Source organism: Rhizobium sp. BK379 (assembly GCF_014193955.1).
In the GTDB taxonomy this organism is placed as follows: domain Bacteria; phylum Pseudomonadota; class Alphaproteobacteria; order Rhizobiales; family Rhizobiaceae; genus Rhizobium.
This window is the reverse complement of record NZ_JACIAD010000007.1, coordinates 405,259-423,440: the sequence shown is the minus strand read 5'-3', so window position 1 is coordinate 423,440 and position 18,182 is coordinate 405,259. Positions and strand designations below refer to the sequence as shown.

Below are 18,182 nucleotides of genomic sequence, written 5' to 3'. Positions count from 1 at the left end.
CGTCTCGTCATGGTCTCTCCTGTTCCCGGCATCTAAGCCGAAGTCAGGCAGAAATTCCACTTATCCTGGCTGTGCAGATTTCCCGAGCCAGCTCTCTTGATAAAATCGGTTTGATCAAATTCTATGAGTGGGAGTACGAAGCGGAGTACCGGCATTTGATCGATTTGAAAGATCCGGATCTTGTTTCCGGTCTCTATTTCGAGCCTTTTAGCACTGACATGCGGCTCAAGGAGATATACGTCGGCTCTCGGTGTGAGGTTAACATGCGAAACCTCCAGAAACTGAGAGACAACATTGATCCAGATATTGCGCTTTACAGGACGCGCCCTTCGAATCTGTACTTCAAAGTCATCAAGGACCTGTCGAAAGGCGCACTAAGAACGAGACCGTAAACATCACCGTATTTCTTTTTTAGGTTGCCCTGAATTGCCATGATAATCGACCGTGCCCGCATAAATAGCCGTAACAACCAGACAGGAGGTTACGGTGAGAGACGAGACGCTTTATCGAGCATGGCTAAACATGAAGCAGCGCTGCTACAATCCGAAGGCAAGCGGCTATGAGCATTACGGAGGAAGGGGAATCAGGGTCTGCGATATACATCGCTTGCACCACAGGACAGTCACTCGCTTGCATCTGTCTGCCATGCGTTACGTTGCGTGCGGGCTCTGCATCGCAGCGAACGGGGCTCTATTGGCCCCGCTGAGCGTTTTCTCAGGGCGGGCACAGTCTTTTGACCCCCCTGCTTGCGCTTGCAAATCCTTCTATACATCGCCAGCCTTTTGATATGATATCGCAACTTTTCAGGGAGAATATTGAATGACTTCTAGTCAATGGCTCACGTTAATTCCCCTCGCCACACTCTTTACAGCACTCAGCGGTATTATTTCAGTTGTCGTTTCCGCATTGATCGCCGAATTCATCCGTCGCCGTAATCGTGCCGATGCCCACGCTTCGATTGTCTTCACCAAACGCATTGAAGCCTATGAGAAGTTCTACAATTTGCTCAACAAGCAGGTTATCTCGATCCAAGTCTTCACCGGGGAACTGTCAAAGCCAGAAGAAATCAAGGATGCCGTTTCCAACTCGGTCTACGATTTTATCGATTTCGCCAGTGAACACGGCTTCTTCATCAACGATGATATCGCAATGTCGGCGGTTGCTTTGAACATGGGGCTCGACGATTACCACAACATGTCTGAGTCCGAGCAAGAGGAATACCGCGAGCGCTATGCGAGAGATCGCAAGAACCTCATCCACATGATCAGGCAGGATTCCGGGCTCGCCAAGATCAATAAAATCTTCAAAGCGGCGCACGACCCGAAATATCAAAGTGATTTCATTGACCTGTTAAACGAGAAGCGGGCCGAAGTGCGAAAGGAGGAGCAGGAGCGGCTTCGCAAGAAAGCGGTGTCTTAGGTTTCGTCGTCTTCCTTCACCAGCTCGATAACATCGCCAACCATCTGATATGATATCAGAACATTTCAAAGGGAGACCATTGTGAGAACTGCCTTAATCGTTGCTGTCGTTTTGATTTCCGCACCAGCACTTGCTGCCGATCCCACCGACCCTGTTGATCGCTCCGGAATCTACTATTGCCGTCCGTTCGCAACAGCCGGGATGGCGCACGACGTGAATGCTGACACGTGGACGCCATCGACATTCAAAACGCCTGACGATGGCATTTCGATAAGGGTGAAGTCTTTGCGGAAAGACGGGCCAGATTATGAGAAAAACTGGGTTTATAGTGTCAATCTGAAAACTTCCGCACTAGGCGAATATCGTACCTGTATGAATCAGGAGTTCGGTTTTGAGATTGTTTCTCCATCCGACCGCGTTGAGTGCCGTTGGATCGCCGACCGTTACATATTCGATCTTGATTACCTGAAGTACGAGGCGTGGGGTGAGGGCAGCTACATGCAGCCTAAAGACAATCAGACATTTGGGACACCGTATATCCAGCTCGGTAAATGCGAGAAGGTAGATTGACGAGGAAAAACGCCAACCATTTGGTTTTTCAGATTGTCTTATTCACTTCTGCGCTCTGTCGCTGCTGTCGGAGTAAGCCGTCCTGATGGCGTTGATGCAGCAGGTACCAAAGCACGATCCCGATTACCGACAGCGCCAGTCCACCCCACTGTCCCACCTGCAACAGCGTCTTGTCGTCTTCAACGTATTGGAGTTGGTGGAGTTGTGCGCGGCCTTCTTCAACGAGGTTGGTTTCCCACTGCGTCCGCATCGTTTCGCTTTCACGGCCAAGCGCATCCAACTGTTTCTTCAAGATTTCTTTTTGCTGGTCCGTAGGGTTGTCCGTTGCCTGTTCAAGACGTTCAAGCGAGGCCTGACTGTCTCGGAGCCGAAGCATTAGAATGTGCTGTTGCATCCGCGTGTCATAGAGTTGCCTCTCGATCTGCTGCGCAGTGTCCGACATCTGCCATGTGCAGAACACGAATAGCGCCATACCGATAAACGTTGCGAACTTGTAGAGATTGTCGGTCGGTGCGTTCGAGAGCATCGGTATCTCGATTGAAGGGGAGAATGAGGATGGCATTCGCGCCACCCCCAATTAGTGCTTAGCCGCAGCACCTCCAATGCGCCCTAACGTGTTCGAGACGGCCGAACCGAAAACGGACATAAGAGTGTACCCAGTGGCATGCACGTGACATCGATACAGACATTGTGTTGTCCTTTGGATGCCTCGCATTTGACCAGACCGGAAGCCTTTGCTAGACTCTAACCGCGACGAAAGAGGTACTGCTTCGGCATTACCGTATCCCCGAACGACGTGCGAGACACCTCTGGGTTTCTAACTCGCCATTCGGTCTTCTTATTGGGGTGGAGCCTTAGGGTGACCTGACCCGTCCGACTTCACCCCATTAAGAATTGATTAAGATCGTACCGGATGAATCCGTTCCGTGCAAGATCAGCATTCGGCGTTGTGGCAAAATCGGATAAACCAATTGATATCACGGGAAAATTCCCATACTGTTCCCAACATTCAGTTGGGAGACAACCATGTCGTTCGATATCGCGCAATCGCTAAAAACCCTTTTAGATCAACTGCATGAAGAACGCGATAAATTGAAATCGCAGTTGGCAAGCATTGAAAAGGCTATCAGCGACATGGAAGGAACATACAGTGAACTTACAGCTGGTGAAATCGCACCAGTTGTGGATAAGTCGAAGAAGATGCCCGTTCGCGTCGGCGGCAAGATACGAATCAACCCTTCAAAGGAGAAGGTCGCCAAGATCGTACGGCAGATGCTTGAGGATTCTGAAAAGCCTCTTTCCCGTAGCGAAATCTACAAATCCCTTGACCGACAGGGGATCAAGATATGGGGGAAAGATCCCGAAATGGTTCTCTCGACGATGCTGTGGAGGGCAGGACCTGAACTCGGGATTGAGAACCGCAAGGGCGTCGGCTACGTCCTACAGGGAAAAGATTACAAGGTAATTCTTTAGGCCTGTATCCTCTGTAGAGGACATTCACTCCGGATCGTCTTCCTGCACCAGCTCGATAACATCGCCCTCAATCACCAAGGGTGCGTCCCTCCGAGTAAGGGTTTTCGCAACGTTATGCGCGTCCAGCGCACTAATCAGGGCTGACCAATCCTGCTTGTGGGTGACATCGACATCGACCTGTTGCTTTGGCGCACCCCATGCTCGGTTCAACAAGGAATTCGCCGCATTCACAACTGCCATGGGATTGTAGTTTGGCCCGTGGGGTAGCACAGCCGCTGCAACAACCGCATTCGTACAGACGATGGTCGGCAGCAATGGCCGTCGTGCCCTGACAATCTCGACTAGTGCGCCCTCGGGTGGTGCTGATGGCGATGTTTGGTATTTGATCTGAGGTGCACAGATGAGCATTTCAGTCAAAAACAACGGCACGTGGACCCTTGTTAAAAGCGTCTACGTGCGACAGGCTGGCGTATGGGTTCCAGCGCAAAAGGTTCTCGAAAAGAACGCAGGCACATGGACACAGGTTTATGCAGCGGAAGTTGTCGCAACAATCTCCGCGAACACCAACAACGTCGTCGTACAGAACCTATTCAGCGCAGCGGATTGGGCAGACCAGAAGAAAAAGCGCATCGAAATTCTACCCGGCGTTATCATCGGTTCGACAAGTGCGGGCACTCCTGCACTTCGAACGGGAACCGGTGGTGTCGGTGAAATCATCATCAACAACGCGGGCTCCATTCATGGCGCTGGTGGTGCTGCGAATTCCGGCGCTGGTGGTCACGCCATCAATGTCCAGCAAACCGGCATTACCATCAACAATAGCGGCGCTATTCGTGGTGGCGGTGGTGGCCGTGGTGGCAACGGCGGTCCCGGCTACTACTATTCAACAGCTACAGAAGGCCCGGTCTATCAGAGATCAGGCGGCGCATACTATTGGTTGCGAACAGGTGCAAACCAAGACACTATTCTATGGGCTGGCTCGGTAATTCTCAGCAGTGGCTATCCCGAAGCCGATCCTAGATCAATCGGTGCTTACACATATCATCGCTACGCATTTGTTGAATACGGCGGCCAAGACGATCCGTATCCACCGGATCGCTATTTCTCGCTTTATCGAGAATACACTGTGACGAACTACACGTCTGGCGGTGGCGGCGGTAATGGTGGCCGTGGTCAGGGCAGCGACGGCTCATTGACCGGTGGTTCCGGTGGCGCTGCTGGCGGATCAAACGCGGGTACGGGTGGTACTGGCGCAGCTGGCGGCAATTGGGGTCTTGCCGGTGGTACTGGTGCTACCGGTGGCGGCGGCAACAATGGCGGCGGTACTGCTGGTGCAGCCGGTGGCGCTGCTGGTGCGGCAATTACGGGTTCGGCCCGCACGCTGAACAATACGGGCACGATCAACGGCGCGACTTAAACTTTCACTTTGAGTGAGGCTTTCTGCCGGGGTGGTAGTTCGGAAGATCACCCTGACGACGACGCTCTTTTAGTGCAATCACGTCGGGGTCGTTCAAGCGGGGATTGACTGTCGCCTCTTTTTGGCTTGGCGTTTCATGGAGGCGTTCGATGAGTGCGATCCGATCTTGTTGCGCTTCCACCGTGTCGGGTGAAATCTGTTTATTTTCACCTTCACCGATGGTTTCCACCGGAATATCAGCAGTCATTTCCCTTCTGCCCCAAGGCCGAGGGCGCAGCGCAACGATCTGCTCGTTTCCATCGTCATCAATTTGAGTTGCAAAATACCTCGTGCCGGTGTCGTAGAAGCCAGCCTTCCGAGCATCGAAGGAATTGATCATGCTGCCGGTTTTATCGAAAAGGTAAGCGCGTTCTGTGCCGATCAACACCATCGCCTCCTTCTTCTCGAAATTGACGCTGATGTCGGACAGGGTTTTGCGGATGAGCAGGGCCACACGTGATCGGCTATCATAAATCGCATGTTGGTCGCCCGTGGTCCAAAGCATCCGCTCGATTTTGATCCTGTCGGCAAACTCGCTGCTTTCACGGCGTCGAATGTCGAATGTCTGCAGTTCGATTTCTAAGCGAGCGATTTCCGCTTTTGCTTCCTCAACAGCTGATCGTCTAGAAGCGAAGTCTGCTGCGATATCGCGTCGGTGTTCATCGGTTTCGGCAAAAGCCATCATCGCCTTGATATTGGCCCGCTGCTCCTCAAGTTCCGCAAGTTTCCGTTCATTGCGGCTCAATTGATCTGCCAGATTGCTCCGTGCCTTCATCGGATCGCCAGCGCTGAAGTCGTGCTGGAATTCCGTCACGTTGTCGAGAATGGCCTTTTCGAGCACATCATAGCGGAATGTCCCTTTTGGATATGCGCAGTCCAGTCCAACGTATTTCCGCGAGCATTGAACATAGAGGTAACGCTGCTTCGGCGAGCCGCCTATGCTCATCATTAAGCGCGCACCACAATGCCCGCATGTGAGTAGGCCGGGGAACAGGTTGGTCATTGCCGGACCTTTGCGTCCACGCGTCGCCGGTTGCCGCTTATTCCGTCGCACCCGCCAATAAACGTTTTCGTTAACCGCAGCGGGCAGGAAATTCTTTAGGGGCTCGCCATAGGGCACTTTCTTATCTTCCACGACATGCGTGGGCTGATACGTCCCGATAACGGCTTCGTTCTTGAGCAACGCGTTGATATTGCCTTGGCTGAGTGGCTTACCCTTTATGCCCATCATGTTCAGTCTGATGAGTTCGCGCTCAATCTTTAAGCAGCCGTAGCCGGTGTCGGACATTTCGAATATTTTGGCGACGGTCTTCGCGTGATCATTCAGCCGGTATTCAAATTTCTTCGGGGCAACTTCGACCTGATCAATCCAGCCCCACATCTGACCACTAAACTTTCCGTGGCCTTTCGCTGCATCTGCTCTACGTCGTGCATGGGCCTGCGAAATGCGATGAGGCTTGATTTGGCTTTCTTCATGGGCACGAGCCATGATCGCCAAAGACATCATCAGCTGAGTGAAGTTGTCGCCAACGGTTTCAGCCGAATAAACCGGCCTGTCTGCGAGGGTGATGACGATAATGCCCGCTCGTAGAATGCTCAGGAACGGTTCAAGCGCATCGATTACGCGTTCTCGGCTCAATCGGTCGAGACTTTCAACGAGCAGGTAGGAGCCAGCTGTTACACGTCCGGTCTGCACCAATTCTAGGAAGCGGCCAAGTGCGCCGGTTTTGACGTTTGCACCTGTCCAGACGGAAACGCCGATATCTCGGAGACTGTTGTCGAGATTGAGATTGTTTCGCTTTGCGTATTCTTCGGAAAGTTCCAGCTGGCGTCGTAGGCTATCGCCCTTGATCTGCTGCTGAGAACTCATGCGAACGTAAGAATATGCTATAGGTCTTTCGTCTAATGCACTCATGTCTGCACAACCTTTGCCTTCGCCCCAAATACAGCAAAGCCCTTAAAATTCAGTGCTTCGGGGCTAAGAGGGAAAATTATGTAATTCGCTTGCTGTGCAAAAACGAACAGATACTGTTTGGAATTAGATGTAAACCGCCAGTTGCCTCGTGGAGGAAATTCCGTGATCGTAAGGGTGGAGCGGCCGCTTTGAGGAGAGTGGATCGCCAAATTTGAACAGATTCGCGATCTGGCCAATCTCTGGGAGGAGAGAATATGCGAAAGAATTTCATTGCGTCCGTTGCCTTTTTGCTTGCAAGCAGCACTGCCGTGTTTGCCCAGAGCGCAGCTATTTCCGATGGTAAGGTCAAGATCGGCATTCTGAACGACCAGTCGGGCGTTTATGCCGACTTTGGCGGCAAATCCTCTGTCGAGGCCGCGAAGATGGCCGTCGAGGACTTTGGCGGCAAGGTACTCGACATGCCGGTCGAGATCGTCGACGCCGACCACCAGAACAAGCCTGATATCGCCTCCAACATTGCCCGCCAGTGGTATGACACCGAACAGGTCGATGCCATCATGGAACTGACGACCTCTTCGGTTGCGCTCGCAGTCCAGGCGGTCGCTAAGGAAAAGAAGAAGATCGATATCGTTACGGGTGCTGCGACGACAGATCTCACCGGCAAGGCCTGCTCGCCTTATGGCTTCCACTGGGCCTATGACACCCATGCACTTGCCGTCGGTACCGGCGGGGCACTGGTCAAGCAGGGCGGCGACAGCTGGTTCTTCCTGACGGCGGATTACGCTTTCGGCTACTCGCTGGAACAGCAGACCACCGACTACGTAAAGGCAAGCGGCGGCACGGTCGTCGGTTCGGTGCGCCATCCCCTGTCGACGCAGGACTTCTCGTCCTTCCTGCTGCAGGCCCAATCATCGGGCGCCAAGGTTATCGGCCTTGCCAATGCCGGCCTCGATACGTCGAATGCCATCAAGCAGGCGGCGGAGTTCGGCATCACCCAAGGTGGCCAGCATCTGGCGGCATTGCTCTTCACGCTCGCCGAAGTTCACGGCCTTGGCCTCGAAGCAGCTCAGGGCCTGACGTTGACGGAGGGCTATTACTGGAACCGCGACGACGACAGCCGCGCATTCGCCAAGAAATTCTTTGCCCGCACCGGCAAGATGCCGAACATGATACACACCGGCACCTATTCGGCGGTTCTGCAATATCTGAAGGCGATCCAGAAGGCCGGAACGGATGAGACGGAAGCCGTCGCCAAGCAGTTGCACGAAATGCCTGTCGACGACGTCTTCGGCCGTGGCGGCACGGTTGGCCCGAACGGCCGCATGATCCATGACATGTACCTGCTGCAGGTCAAGAAGCCCGCGGAAAGCAAGGAACCGTGGGATTACTTCAACGTTCTCGCTACCATCCCGGGCAAGGAAGCCTATATCGACCCCGCCAAGAGCGGCTGCGATCTGGTGAAGTGAACGATGGCGGTTTCCGCGATTGAAACTGGAGCCAAGCCGCGGGTGGTACTCTCCGCCCGCGGCCTGCGCCGCGATTTCGGCGGCTTCACGGCCGTCAAGAATGTCGATCTCGATGTGCATGATGCGAGCGTCCATGCACTGATCGGGCCGAACGGTGCCGGCAAGACGACTGTGTTCAACCTGCTCACCAAGTTCCTGCAGCCGACATCAGGCGCCATCACGCTGATGGGGACCGACATCACCAGGACGCCTCCGGACCGGGTGGCGCGCATGGGCCTCGTCCGTTCGTTCCAGATCTCTGCCGTCTTCCCGCATCTTTCCGTGCTCGATAATGTCCGGGTCGCCCTGCAGCGGCCGAATAATCTTTCCACACAGTTCTGGCGACCGCTTTCGGCGCTCGACAGTCTCAATGATAGGGCCGAGCAATTGCTCGCCAGTGTCGGGCTTTCCAAGGAGCGTGATCATATCGCCGCCGACCTCTCCTATGGGCGCAAGCGTGTGCTGGAGATTGCGACCACTCTGGCGCTCGATCCGAAAGTGCTGCTTCTCGATGAGCCGATGGCCGGTATGGGGCAGGAGGATGTCAGCGTCGTCTCCGCCATCATTCGCGATGTCGCCCGCGACCGCGCGGTTCTGATGGTCGAGCACAATCTGTCCGTCGTTGCCAATATCTGCCAGCATGTCACCGTGCTGCAGCGCGGCGAGATCCTCGCCGAGGGGGACTATGCGACAGTCAGTCAGGATGAGCGCGTACGCCAGGCCTATATGGGCACGGAGGAGCATCACTGATGGCGCCGCTTCTCGAAGTTAAGGGGCTGAACGCCTGGTATGGCGAAAGCCACATCCTGCACGGCATCGACATGATGGTGGGCGAAGGCGAGATGATTACCATTCTCGGCCGCAATGGTGTTGGCAAGACGACGACTTTGCGCACCATCACCGGTATTGTGCGCTCCCGAAAGGGAAAGATCAGCTTTGCTGGTACGGATATGATGCAGGTGCCGTTGCATAAAACCGCCCATAAGGGCATCGGCTTCGTACCGGAGGAGCGCGGTATTTTTTCGACGCTGACGGTTTCGGAGAATCTGATGCTGCCGCCGGTCGTAGCGCCCGGCGGCATGACCCTCGATGAAATCTACGAGCTTTTTCCGAACCTTTACGAGCGGCGCACGAGTTCCGGCACCAAGCTCTCGGGCGGCGAGCAGCAGATGCTGGCGATCGCCCGCATTCTGCGCACCGGCGTGCGCCTGCTGCTGCTCGATGAGCCAACCGAGGGGCTGGCGCCTGTTATCGTGCAGCGGATCGGCGAGGTTCTCAGGACGCTGAAGGAGCGCGGCATGACGATCGTGCTCGTCGAGCAGAATTTCCGTTTCGCAAGCCGTATTGCCGATCGCTTCTATCTGATGGATCATGGGCAGATGGCCTCGGAATTCCCTGTCGGCGAACTGCCGCAGCGCATGGATATGCTGCACAAGGTTCTGGGAGTGTGATGCGATGACGATGATCTTCGGCATTCCCTTGCAGGCACTGCTCGGCCAGCTGCTGATCGGCCTGATCAACGGGTCCTTCTATGCGCTGCTGAGCCTTGGTCTTGCGATCATTTTCGGTCTTCTGCGTGTCATCAACTTCGCGCACGGCGCCCAGTACATGCTCGGCGCCTTCGTGGCCTACCTGCTCTTGAACTATCTCGGTATCGGCTACTGGCCGTCGCTGATCCTGGCGCCCGTCATCGTCGGGCTAGCCGGCGCAGTCATCGAGCGGCTCTTCCTTCGCCGCCTCTATGATCTCGATCCGCTCTACGGCCTGCTCTTCACCTTCGGTCTGGCGCTCGCAGTCGAAGGCACGTTCCGCTATCTTTACGGCTCATCCGGTCAACCCTATGCGACGCCGCCGGCACTGGCCGGCGGCGTGAATCTCGGCTTCATGTTTCTGCCGATCTATCGCGGTTGGGTGGTGGTCGTTTCGCTCGTCGTCTGCATCGGCACCTGGCTGCTGATCGAAAAGACCAAGCTCGGTGCCTATCTGCGCTCGGCGACGGAAAACGCCACACTCGTGCAGGTCTTCGGCGTCAACGTGCCGGTGCTGCTGACCTTTACCTATGCGCTCGGCGCCGGCCTTGCCGCCTTTGCCGGCGTGCTCGCCGCCCCCATCTACCAGGTCTCGCCGCTGATGGGCTCCAACATGATCATCGTCGTCTTTGCCGTGGTCGTCGTCGGCGGCATGGGGTCGATCATGGGCGCCATCATCACGGGCTATGTGCTTGGCATCGCGGAAGGCCTGACCAAGGTCTTCTATCCGGAGGCCTCCAATATCGTCGTCTTCGTCATCATGGCGATCGTGCTTCTCATCAGGCCCGCGGGCCTCTTCGGCCGGGATGCGTGACATGGCTGACATCACCGAAACCATCCGAACGGAAAAGAGCCGAACTGCTTTATCGGTTCAGACTGGGTTCCTGATCATCGGGCTCCTGCTTCTCTTGCTCGCGCCCTTCTTCTTCTACCCGATCTTCCTGATGAAGCTGCTTTGCTTCGCGCTCTTTGCCTGTGCCTTCAACCTGCTGCTCGGCTACACGGGACTGCTGTCCTTCGGTCATGCCACCTTCTTCGGCGGCGCTGCCTATTTCACCGCCTATACGGTGAAGTCCTGGGGCTTTCCGCCCGAGCTCGGCATCCTCGTCGGCGTCGCCGGGGCCGCATTTCTGGGCCTCGTCATGGGTTTCTTTGCGATCCGACGCCAGGGTATCTATTTCGCCATGATCACGCTGGCGCTGTCGCAGATGTTCTTCTTCTTCTGCTTGCAGGCAAAATTCACTGAAGGTGAGGACGGCATCCAGTCCGTGCCGCGCGGCCACCTCTTCGGCTTCATCGATCTCAGCAGCTCCACCAACATGTATTATTTCGTGCTGGCGGTGTTCCTGATCGGACTTCTGATCATCTGGCGCTTCATCAATTCGCCCTTCGGCATGATCCTGAAATCGATCCGCGAGAACGAGCAACGGGCAATCTCGCTCGGCTATTCCGTGGCGCGTTACAAGCTCGGAGCCTTCGTAATGTCGGCAGCTCTTGCCGGGCTGGCAGGATCGGTCAAGGCTCTGGTCTTTCAGTTTGCGACACTGACGGATGTCGCCTGGCAGATGTCGGGTGAGGTGATCCTGATGACCCTGCTCGGCGGTATCGGCACGCTGATCGGCCCGGTATTCGGCGCTGGCCTCGTCGTGACGCTGCAGAATTATCTCGCGACCTCGGAATTTCCGGTGACTATCATCACCGGCGTGGTCTTCATGATCTGCGTGCTGATCTTCCGCCGTGGTATTATCGGCGAATTCTACGCCTCGCGGCTCGGGCGTAAACTGGGCTTTGTCTACCGCCGCTGAACGGGCGGACCTCTTTTCCTGCAATGGGAAAAGATGTGCAGCGGCGCCGCAAAATCCCGCCTCCGCGGCCCCGGGGAGGCGGGAGGGCAGCCATTTCGGAGTGCATGATCCATGGATCGCTACGACTATATCATCATCGGGGCAGGCAGTGCCGGCTGCGTGCTCGCAAACCGGCTATCGGCCGACCGCAATACGAGGGTCTTGCTGCTGGAGGCGGGCGGCAACGACAACTACCACTGGATCCATATTCCCGTCGGCTATCTCTATTGCATCAACAATCCGCGCACCGACTGGTGCTTTACGACCGCGCCCGAGGACGGGCTGAACGGGCGGGCGCTGAATTATCCGCGAGGCAAGGTGCTCGGCGGCTGTTCCTCCATCAACGGCATGATCTATATGCGCGGTCAGGCCCGCGACTACGATCTCTGGCGGCAGATGGGCTGCACCGGCTGGGGTTGGGACGACGTGCTGCCTTATTTCCGCAAGTCGGAAGATCACCATAAGGGCGAGGACGAGATGCATGGCGCCGGTGGTGAATGGCGCGTGGAAAAGGCGCGCGTCCGCTGGGATGTGCTCGATGCCTTCCAGCAGGCGGCCAAGGAGGCCGGCATTCCCGAAACGGCAGATTTCAATCGCGGCAGCAACGAAGGCTCCGGCTATTTCGACGTCAACCAGCGCGCCGGCATCCGCTGGAACGCGACGAAGGCCTTTCTGCGCCCGGCCATGAAACGCGGCAATCTCACTGTCATGACCAAAGCGCAGGTGCGGCGGCTGCTGGTTGAGGAGGGCTCCGTCACCGGCGTCGAGTTCCAGCATGGCGGCAGGGCGAAGCGGGCCTATGCAGCGAAGGAGACGGTGCTTTCGGCCGGCTCCATCGGCTCGCCACACATTCTGGAGCTGTCAGGCGTCGGCCGCGGTGACGTTCTCCATCAGGCCGGCATCGACGTGCTGACCGAGGTGAAGGGCATCGGGGAGAACCTGCAGGATCATCTGCAGCTTCGGCTTGCCTATAAGGTGACAGGTGTGCCGACACTCAACGAAAAAGCGTCGAAGCTGCTCGGCAAGGCGGCAATAGGCCTCGAATATCTCATGCACCGTTCCGGACCCATGGCGATGGCGCCAAGCCAGCTGGGCATCTTCACGCGGTCTGGCCCTGATAAGGAAACACCCGATCTGCAGTATCATGTGCAGCCTGTATCCCTCGACAAGTTCGGCGATCCCGTCCACTCCTTTCCGGCAATCACGGCGAGTGTCTGCAATCTCCGGCCCGAAAGCCGCGGTTCTGTGCATGTCTCCAGCCCCGATTTTGCCGCTCAGCCCGTCATTGCGCCAAAATACCTCTCGACACAGCGCGATCGCGACATAGCTGTTCGCTCGATAAAGCTGACGCGCCGGATCGTCGCGCAGCCATCCTTCGCCCGCTTTCATCCAGAGGAGTTCAAGCCGGGGCCGAGCTACCGAAACGAGGCGGAACTGGAAAAGGCGGCAGGCGATATCGGCACGACGATTTTTCATCCGGTCGGCACCTGCCGCATGGGCATCGACAGGGACAGCGTCGTCGATCCGCGGCTAAGATTGCGGGCGCTCGGCAGGCTCCGGATCGCGGATGCCTCGGTGATGCCGGCCATCACTTCGGGCAATACCAATTCGCCGACGATCATGATTGCCGAAAAGGCGGCGGCCATGATCATCGAGGACAACAGATAGGAGAAGAGCATGGCAAGGATCGGATTTATCGGGCTTGGCAACATGGGCGGGCCAATGGCTGCCAATCTCGTCAAAGCCGGCCACGAGGTTCTTGGCTTCGATCTGGCGGCTCCGGTGCTCAAGGCTGCGGAGGAAAGCGGTGTGAAACCGGCCAGCCATGCCAGCCAGGCGGTCAGGGAGGCCGAGATCATCATCACCATGCTGCCGCAGGGCAAGCACGTGCTGACGGCCTGGGCCGACATATTGCAATCGGCGGCGCAGGGTACGCTCGTCATCGATTGCTCGACCATCGATGTCGAAAGCAGCCGCAAGGCGCACGAAATAGCGAAAGCAGCAAGCTGCCTTTCGCTCGACGCACCCGTTTCCGGCGGTACGGGCGGAGCGAGCGCCGGTACCTTGACCTTCATGGCAGGCGGCTCGGAAGAGGCCTTTGCCAAGGCAAAGCCGATCCTGGAGGCTATGGGCAAGAAGATTGTTCATTGCGGTGAGGCAGGCGCCGGACAGGCGGCGAAGATCTGCAACAACATGATCCTCGGCATTTCCATGGTCGGCGTCTGCGAAGCCTTCGTGCTTGCCGAAAAGCTCGGTCTCTCGCATCAGGCGCTCTTCGATGTCGCCTCCACCTCATCCGGCCAATGCTGGTCGATCAACACCTATTGCCCGGTGCCGGGACCGGTACCGACCTCGCCGGCCAACAATGACTACAAGCCGGGTTTTGCTGCAGCACTGATGCTGAAGGATCTGAGGCTTTCACAGGAGGCGGCACTCGCGAGCGGTGCCTCCACGCCGCTTGGTGCGGAAGCCGCGCAGCTCTACGCACTCTTCGAGAAGCTCGGCAACGGCGGCAGGGATTTCTCCGCCATTATCGAGATGTTCCGCGAAAAGGCATAAGGCGCCTCTACCGCTCCCAATAGGCGCCGATGCTCATCTTGTGCCGGTCGTGGCCACGTTCGGTCTTGAGGAAATCGCGGATGCGCTTGGCCTCGGATCGTTCACAGCCGGCCCAGACGAAGGTCTCTGCGTCGACATCCGTCAGTGCGCCTTTGATGGCGCTTTCGATGAGACCCATGGTGCCGGCCGGCGCGCCGTTACGATGCATCCAGGTCAGGTCGACAGTGCCAGCGGACGGCAGCGACAATTCCTCCGAGGTACCATCGACTTCGAGGAAGATACGCAACTTCGTTCCCGCGGGAACTTCTGCCGCAATGCGCGAGATCGCGGGCAGGGCCGTCTCGTCGCCGGCAAGGATCATCGACGTGGCATCGGGGACACCGCCGCCGCCGGGGCCGAGCGCACCGGCGATATCGCCGGGCTGCGCATTCACCGCCCATTCGGCGCCGGGCATGTTTTCGCCCTCATGCAAGACGAAATCGATATCGATCTCGCCGCGCTCCAGATCGATCCTGCGGAACGTGTAGATACGCACGGTCAGCGCATCCTCATCCTTCGCCCATTCAATGCGGCCATCGGAGCGGAGCCTTGGCCATACGGGCGCACGACCCTTCGGTGGGATCAGCAGGCGGAAGTGCAGCCCGCCGTGTGCGAAATGCCTGGCATCATCACATGCCACAGTCACCCGGCGCATATGCGGGCTGATGTTACGAGCGCCGATCACGCGGATTTCGCGCAGATCCGGCAGGTGGTCGGCTTTCGGTGCGTCCGACCATGTCAGCTCCAGCGTGTCTTCGCCGGCGAACTGAAAGAGATGCTCGGCAAGCACCGAGCGGACATTCTGGAGTGCACGCGCACTTCGGCACGAGAGTTCGATCTCAAGCTTGCGGCCCTCGTGCCGGATATCGGCCTTGCCGGTAATCATTTCCAGCGTGACCAGATCGCCGTCGCGCTTCACGGTGCTGTGCTCGACGAAATGCGAGCAAAGCTCGTCGAGCATTCGGCCTGGATCGACGGCGATTGCGACGCCGGATGCGGTAAAGGGTTCGCCCATCATTGTTTGATGTCCTTTCGCGAAAGCAGCCAGATGAGGTAGGGGCCGCCGATCAGGGCGGCGAAAAGGCCGACCGGCACCTGATAGGGGTAGATGACGACACGCGAGAGCCAGTCGGCCGTCATCAGCACCCCGGCGCCTGAAAGCACGCTCGCAGCAAGCTGATGTGCAGGTCGGTCGAAGCCGGCCAGGCGCGCCAGATGCGGGGCGATGAGCCCGGTGAGGCTGAGTGGGCCGACCAGGAATGACGCGATCGCCGTCATCAGTGCGGCGAGCACGGCCAGAACCAGGCGGCTTGCGCCGACCCGGAGGCCGAGAGATCGACTGGAATTGCCGCCGAGCGGCAACATCGTCAGCCAGCGGCCGAGGAAGGGCAGCGGCGTCACCAGGACGATGAGCGAAATCATTGCCGTCCAGGCTTCAAAAGCACCCGCGCGATTGGTCGAGCCCGAAAGCCAGGTGAGCAGGATGTAACCGCGCATGTCGCCCTGCGCGAGCACCATCGTGACGATTGCCATTGCGAAGGCGCCGATGCCGACACCGGCGAGCAGCATGCGCTCTGGCGAAAACTGCGCGCGAGCGGAAATGGCGATCATCGCACCGAAAGCCGCGAGCGCGCCCAGCGCCATAGCGAGCAGCATGATGACGGGCGAGGGGAAGCCGAACAGGAAGAGCGCGACAGTCAGGCCCGCGCCGGCGCCGCTGCTGATGCCGAGCACTTCCGGACTGGCGATCGGATTGCCGGTGACGCGCTGCATGATGAAGCCGGCGGCGGCGAGCATGCCACCGGCACCGGCCGCAACTAACGTGCGCGGCAGGCGGAAAGGCAGGAGGTCAGTGAAGAGCACGCCGGTGGCCATATGCCAGCCATCATCGGACGGACCGAGTGTGAGGAAGAGTGCGAAGAGCAGCTGGATTGCGGCTGACAGCACGGCAAGGGCGGCGATTGGCTTCGACAGCCTCTTGAGCGCCTGTGTTGACTGCGCTGCCACGGCCGAGACGGAATGCACGCGCGGCAGCAGGAACAGCAGCAAGGGACCGCCGAGCAGCGCGGTGGCAGCGCCGGTAGGGGCGAGATCGGTGAAGCCGGGGCCGAGAATTTGCGTCAGGCAATCGGTAAGGAACAGTAAAGCGGCGCCGGTCAGTGGCGCAGCGATCATCAAGCTTCCAGTACTGCGCGCACCCAGGAGCCTGGCGATGGCTGGTGCTGCGAGGCCGAGGAAGCCGATGACGCCGACTTCAGAGGTGACCGAGGCTGCAAGCCAGACAGCGAGCGCGAGGACGGCAAAACGCGCCATATGCAACGCGAGGCCGAGGCTTCTGGCGCTGCTGTCGTCGAGCGTCAGGATGCGCAGTGGTCGTATCAGGATCAGGGCGGAGACAAAGCCGAGAACGAGGCGGGGTGCGAGCGTGATGACGCCATCCCAGTCCTGCTGGCTCAGCGAGCCAGCACCCCAGATATAGATCGACATGGCATATTCGCCGCGCGCGAGGATGAGGGTCACGCTCAGCGCTGCAGCGATCATGCTGACGATCATGCCGGAGAGCGCCACGGTGACCGGATCGAGCCCGCGTCGCCAACTGAGCGCCAGCACGATCGCGACGGCGCCAAGGCCGCCGCCGAAAGCGACGATCTCTCGCGAAGGGCCGATCAGCAACGGCGAGAAACTGAGCGCTGCCGTCATCGCCAGTTCTGCACCGGAGGCAATGCCGAGTGTGGAGGCATCGGCTATCGGATTGCGCAGCACGCGCTGCAACAACGTTCCGGAAAGGCCGAGCGCAGCACCGGCAACTAGCGCCAGCACAGAGCGGGGGAGGATGCTGTTCCAGAGCAAAACGCTATCGAGGGCGGCCGCCTGAGCGGCATCGCCGGGCACCTGCGGGCGCGTCGCGATCAGAAACACAAAGGCAGCGACGCAAAGGGCGGGAAGCACAATCGCCGCAAGCGGAAGACTGTGACCGCGGGCGGGCTGAGCAAGGCTAGCCATTCCATGCATGACCGAGCCCCTCCCGCAAAAGATCGGCGAAGCGCATGGCGGCAGGCAGCGCGCCGTAGGGATTGATCGAACCAAGTACGAGCACGCGTTTCTCGCGTACTGCCGGCAACGCATTCCAGAAGGCACTTGCCGACAGCGTGGCGAGCGCATCAACCGGATGCGGCGGGATCATGACGATCCAGGCATCCGGCATGGAGGCCAGCGTCTCGATGCCGACAGGGGCCGCAGCCGAGTAGCTGGTCGCGCCTTGCCAGGCGTTGATCAGACCGACGCGCTTCAGCACCTCGCCGAACATGCTGTCGGAACCGAAGACGCGAAAATGCCTGGCATCGCCGAGATTGATCGGAAGGACAGGCCGGCCGTCGCCCGCCGCAAATGTAGCCTTGTAGCGGTCCAGCCTTCCGGCAAGCTCTTCTGTGAGCTTTCTCGCAGCATCAAGCTCTAGCCGATCGCCGATGGCGATTGTTGCCTGTTCTGCGAGCATGTAAGGGCTCTCGCCAGGCTTATAGATCGCGTGGCTTTCGACGGGTGCGATCGGCTGCATACGGGCATCCGCCCAGGCGTAGAAGTTCGAATTGAAAATCAGGTCCGGTCGGGCAAACCGCAGTACTTCGAGGTTTGGCGTGCCCCGCAGGCCGAGATCGGCGACATCATCTGGCACCGCGGGTATGACCGCCACCTCGCGGAACTGGCGAAGTTCTGTTCCGGCAACAACATTGGCGCCGATTGCCAGCAGGGTTTCGAGCAAGGCCCAATCGAGGGTCGCGACACGGATGCTATCGGCCGCCCGCAGCAAAGCCGGGGCCGACAGCGTGGCCGCCGCACCGGCGAGAAGCTGCCTGCGGGAGAAAAATGCCATGG

General features: G+C 58.2%; 18 protein-coding genes. 12 read left to right on the top strand and 6 right to left on the bottom strand.

Annotation, left to right across the window (positions count from 1 at the left end; all coding sequences use genetic code 11):
* From FHT93_RS35450 to FHT93_RS28115, 3 genes are all read left to right on the top strand, one after another.
* Nucleotides 1–392: hypothetical protein (locus FHT93_RS35450; RefSeq protein ID WP_210299418.1), on the top strand; the 392-nt coding region annotated here is incomplete at its 5' end.
* A 427-nt stretch (nucleotides 393–819) separates the two neighbouring features.
* Entirely contained in the window at nucleotides 820–1,419 is a 600-nt protein-coding gene (locus FHT93_RS28120) for a hypothetical protein (RefSeq protein ID WP_183850539.1), read from the top strand.
* An 81-nt stretch (nucleotides 1,420–1,500) separates the two neighbouring features.
* On the top strand, nucleotides 1,501–1,989 hold the full coding sequence (locus tag FHT93_RS28115) for a hypothetical protein (protein WP_183850537.1): 489 nt from the start codon (nucleotides 1,501–1,503) through the stop codon (nucleotides 1,987–1,989).
* Between the two features lie 28 nt (nucleotides 1,990–2,017).
* Here the strand turns inward: FHT93_RS28115 and FHT93_RS28110 are convergent, their stop codons facing one another.
* Nucleotides 2,018–2,551: a hypothetical protein gene (locus tag FHT93_RS28110; protein WP_183850535.1), complete on the bottom strand. Its 534-nt coding sequence runs from the start codon at nucleotides 2,549–2,551 to the stop codon at nucleotides 2,018–2,020.
* Nucleotides 2,552–3,015: 464 nt separating this feature from the next.
* Between FHT93_RS28110 and FHT93_RS28105 the strand changes: the two genes are divergently transcribed.
* Nucleotides 3,016–3,462: a hypothetical protein gene (locus FHT93_RS28105; protein ID WP_183850533.1), complete on the top strand. Its 447-nt coding sequence runs from the start codon at nucleotides 3,016–3,018 to the stop codon at nucleotides 3,460–3,462.
* 24 nt (nucleotides 3,463–3,486) lie between these two features.
* On the opposite strand, the gene FHT93_RS28100 is transcribed toward FHT93_RS28105, so the two are convergent.
* A complete protein-coding gene (locus FHT93_RS28100) occupies nucleotides 3,487–3,777 on the bottom strand; it encodes a hypothetical protein (protein ID WP_183850531.1) in 291 nt (96 codons plus the stop codon).
* An 85-nt stretch (nucleotides 3,778–3,862) separates the two neighbouring features.
* On the opposite strand from FHT93_RS28100, the gene FHT93_RS28095 reads away from it, so the two are divergent.
* Entirely contained in the window at nucleotides 3,863–4,879 is a 1,017-nt protein-coding gene (locus FHT93_RS28095) for a hypothetical protein (protein WP_183850529.1), read from the top strand.
* Nucleotides 4,880–4,883: 4 nt separating this feature from the next.
* Here FHT93_RS28095 and FHT93_RS28090 read toward each other — a convergent pair whose 3' ends face one another.
* Nucleotides 4,884–6,833: a recombinase family protein gene (locus tag FHT93_RS28090; RefSeq protein ID WP_183850527.1), complete on the bottom strand. Its 1,950-nt coding sequence runs from the start codon at nucleotides 6,831–6,833 to the stop codon at nucleotides 4,884–4,886.
* Between the two features lie 254 nt (nucleotides 6,834–7,087).
* On the opposite strand from FHT93_RS28090, the gene FHT93_RS28085 reads away from it, so the two are divergent.
* The 7 genes from FHT93_RS28085 to mmsB all read left to right on the top strand — a co-directional run bounded on the left by FHT93_RS28085 (nucleotide 7,088) and on the right by mmsB (nucleotide 14,270).
* A complete protein-coding gene (locus FHT93_RS28085; RefSeq protein ID WP_029869011.1) occupies nucleotides 7,088–8,299 on the top strand; it encodes an ABC transporter substrate-binding protein in 1,212 nt (403 codons plus the stop codon).
* Nucleotides 8,300–8,302: 3 nt separating this feature from the next.
* Nucleotides 8,303–9,088, top strand: coding sequence for an ABC transporter ATP-binding protein (locus FHT93_RS28080; protein ID WP_112546241.1), 786 nt, complete (start codon nucleotides 8,303–8,305; stop codon nucleotides 9,086–9,088).
* Entirely contained in the window at nucleotides 9,088–9,789 is a 702-nt protein-coding gene (locus tag FHT93_RS28075; protein ID WP_183850525.1) for an ABC transporter ATP-binding protein, read from the top strand. Before FHT93_RS28080 ends, FHT93_RS28075 begins: the two co-directional genes overlap by 1 nt.
* 4 nt (nucleotides 9,790–9,793) lie before the next feature.
* A complete protein-coding gene (locus tag FHT93_RS28070; RefSeq protein ID WP_112969068.1) occupies nucleotides 9,794–10,681 on the top strand; it encodes a branched-chain amino acid ABC transporter permease in 888 nt (295 codons plus the stop codon).
* Between the two features lies 1 nt (nucleotide 10,682).
* Nucleotides 10,683–11,672 (top strand): branched-chain amino acid ABC transporter permease, encoded by a 990-nt coding sequence (locus FHT93_RS28065; protein ID WP_113014433.1) that lies wholly within the window; start codon nucleotides 10,683–10,685, stop codon nucleotides 11,670–11,672.
* A gap of 111 nt (nucleotides 11,673–11,783) precedes the next feature.
* Complete coding sequence (locus tag FHT93_RS28060) at nucleotides 11,784–13,379, top strand: GMC family oxidoreductase N-terminal domain-containing protein (protein ID WP_113014432.1); 1,596 nt, start codon at nucleotides 11,784–11,786, stop codon at nucleotides 13,377–13,379.
* Between the two features lie 9 nt (nucleotides 13,380–13,388).
* Nucleotides 13,389–14,270, top strand: a complete 882-nt coding sequence (gene mmsB, locus FHT93_RS28055; protein ID WP_113014431.1) for a 3-hydroxyisobutyrate dehydrogenase — start codon at nucleotides 13,389–13,391, stop codon at nucleotides 14,268–14,270.
* Nucleotides 14,271–14,277: 7 nt separating this feature from the next.
* Here the strand turns inward: mmsB and FHT93_RS28050 are convergent, their stop codons facing one another.
* The 3 genes from FHT93_RS28050 to FHT93_RS28040 are packed head-to-tail and all read right to left on the bottom strand — an operon-like array spanning nucleotide 14,278 to nucleotide 18,180.
* Nucleotides 14,278–15,327, bottom strand: coding sequence for a siderophore-interacting protein (locus tag FHT93_RS28050; RefSeq protein WP_183850523.1), 1,050 nt, complete (start codon nucleotides 15,325–15,327; stop codon nucleotides 14,278–14,280).
* Complete coding sequence (gene fhuB, locus FHT93_RS28045) at nucleotides 15,324–17,312, bottom strand: Fe(3+)-hydroxamate ABC transporter permease FhuB (protein ID WP_183850568.1); 1,989 nt, start codon at nucleotides 17,310–17,312, stop codon at nucleotides 15,324–15,326. Before fhuB ends, FHT93_RS28050 begins: the two co-directional genes overlap by 4 nt.
* Nucleotides 17,305–18,180 carry an ABC transporter substrate-binding protein gene (locus FHT93_RS28040; RefSeq protein WP_183850521.1) on the bottom strand — a complete coding sequence of 292 codons (876 nt, stop codon included), beginning with the start codon at nucleotides 18,178–18,180 and terminating at the stop codon, nucleotides 17,305–17,307. The genes fhuB and FHT93_RS28040 overlap by 8 nt, the downstream gene beginning before the upstream one ends.
* Nucleotides 18,181–18,182 lie beyond the last annotated feature (2 nt).

Coding starts and splice junctions, on each gene's coding strand:
- FHT93_RS28105 (WP_183850533.1), top strand. CDS start 3,016: ATGTCGTTCGATATCGCGCAATCGCTAAAAACCCTTTTAGATCAACTG.
- FHT93_RS28095 (WP_183850529.1), top strand. CDS start 3,863: ATGAGCATTTCAGTCAAAAACAACGGCACGTGGACCCTTGTTAAAAGC.
- FHT93_RS28075 (WP_183850525.1), top strand. CDS start 9,088: ATGGCGCCGCTTCTCGAAGTTAAGGGGCTGAACGCCTGGTATGGCGAA.
- FHT93_RS28120 (WP_183850539.1), top strand. CDS start 820: ATGACTTCTAGTCAATGGCTCACGTTAATTCCCCTCGCCACACTCTTT.
- FHT93_RS28065 (WP_113014433.1), top strand. CDS start 10,683: ATGGCTGACATCACCGAAACCATCCGAACGGAAAAGAGCCGAACTGCT.
- FHT93_RS28050 (WP_183850523.1), bottom strand. CDS start 15,327: ATGATGGGCGAACCCTTTACCGCATCCGGCGTCGCAATCGCCGTCGAT.
- mmsB (WP_113014431.1), top strand. CDS start 13,389: ATGGCAAGGATCGGATTTATCGGGCTTGGCAACATGGGCGGGCCAATG.
- FHT93_RS28040 (WP_183850521.1), bottom strand. CDS start 18,180: ATGGCATTTTTCTCCCGCAGGCAGCTTCTCGCCGGTGCGGCGGCCACG.
- FHT93_RS28090 (WP_183850527.1), bottom strand. CDS start 6,833: ATGAGTGCATTAGACGAAAGACCTATAGCATATTCTTACGTTCGCATG.
- FHT93_RS28070 (WP_112969068.1), top strand. CDS start 9,794: ATGACGATGATCTTCGGCATTCCCTTGCAGGCACTGCTCGGCCAGCTG.
- FHT93_RS28060 (WP_113014432.1), top strand. CDS start 11,784: ATGGATCGCTACGACTATATCATCATCGGGGCAGGCAGTGCCGGCTGC.
- fhuB (WP_183850568.1), bottom strand. CDS start 17,312: ATGGCTAGCCTTGCTCAGCCCGCCCGCGGTCACAGTCTTCCGCTTGCG.
- FHT93_RS28110 (WP_183850535.1), bottom strand. CDS start 2,551: ATGCCATCCTCATTCTCCCCTTCAATCGAGATACCGATGCTCTCGAAC.
- FHT93_RS28080 (WP_112546241.1), top strand. CDS start 8,303: ATGGCGGTTTCCGCGATTGAAACTGGAGCCAAGCCGCGGGTGGTACTC.
- FHT93_RS28085 (WP_029869011.1), top strand. CDS start 7,088: ATGCGAAAGAATTTCATTGCGTCCGTTGCCTTTTTGCTTGCAAGCAGC.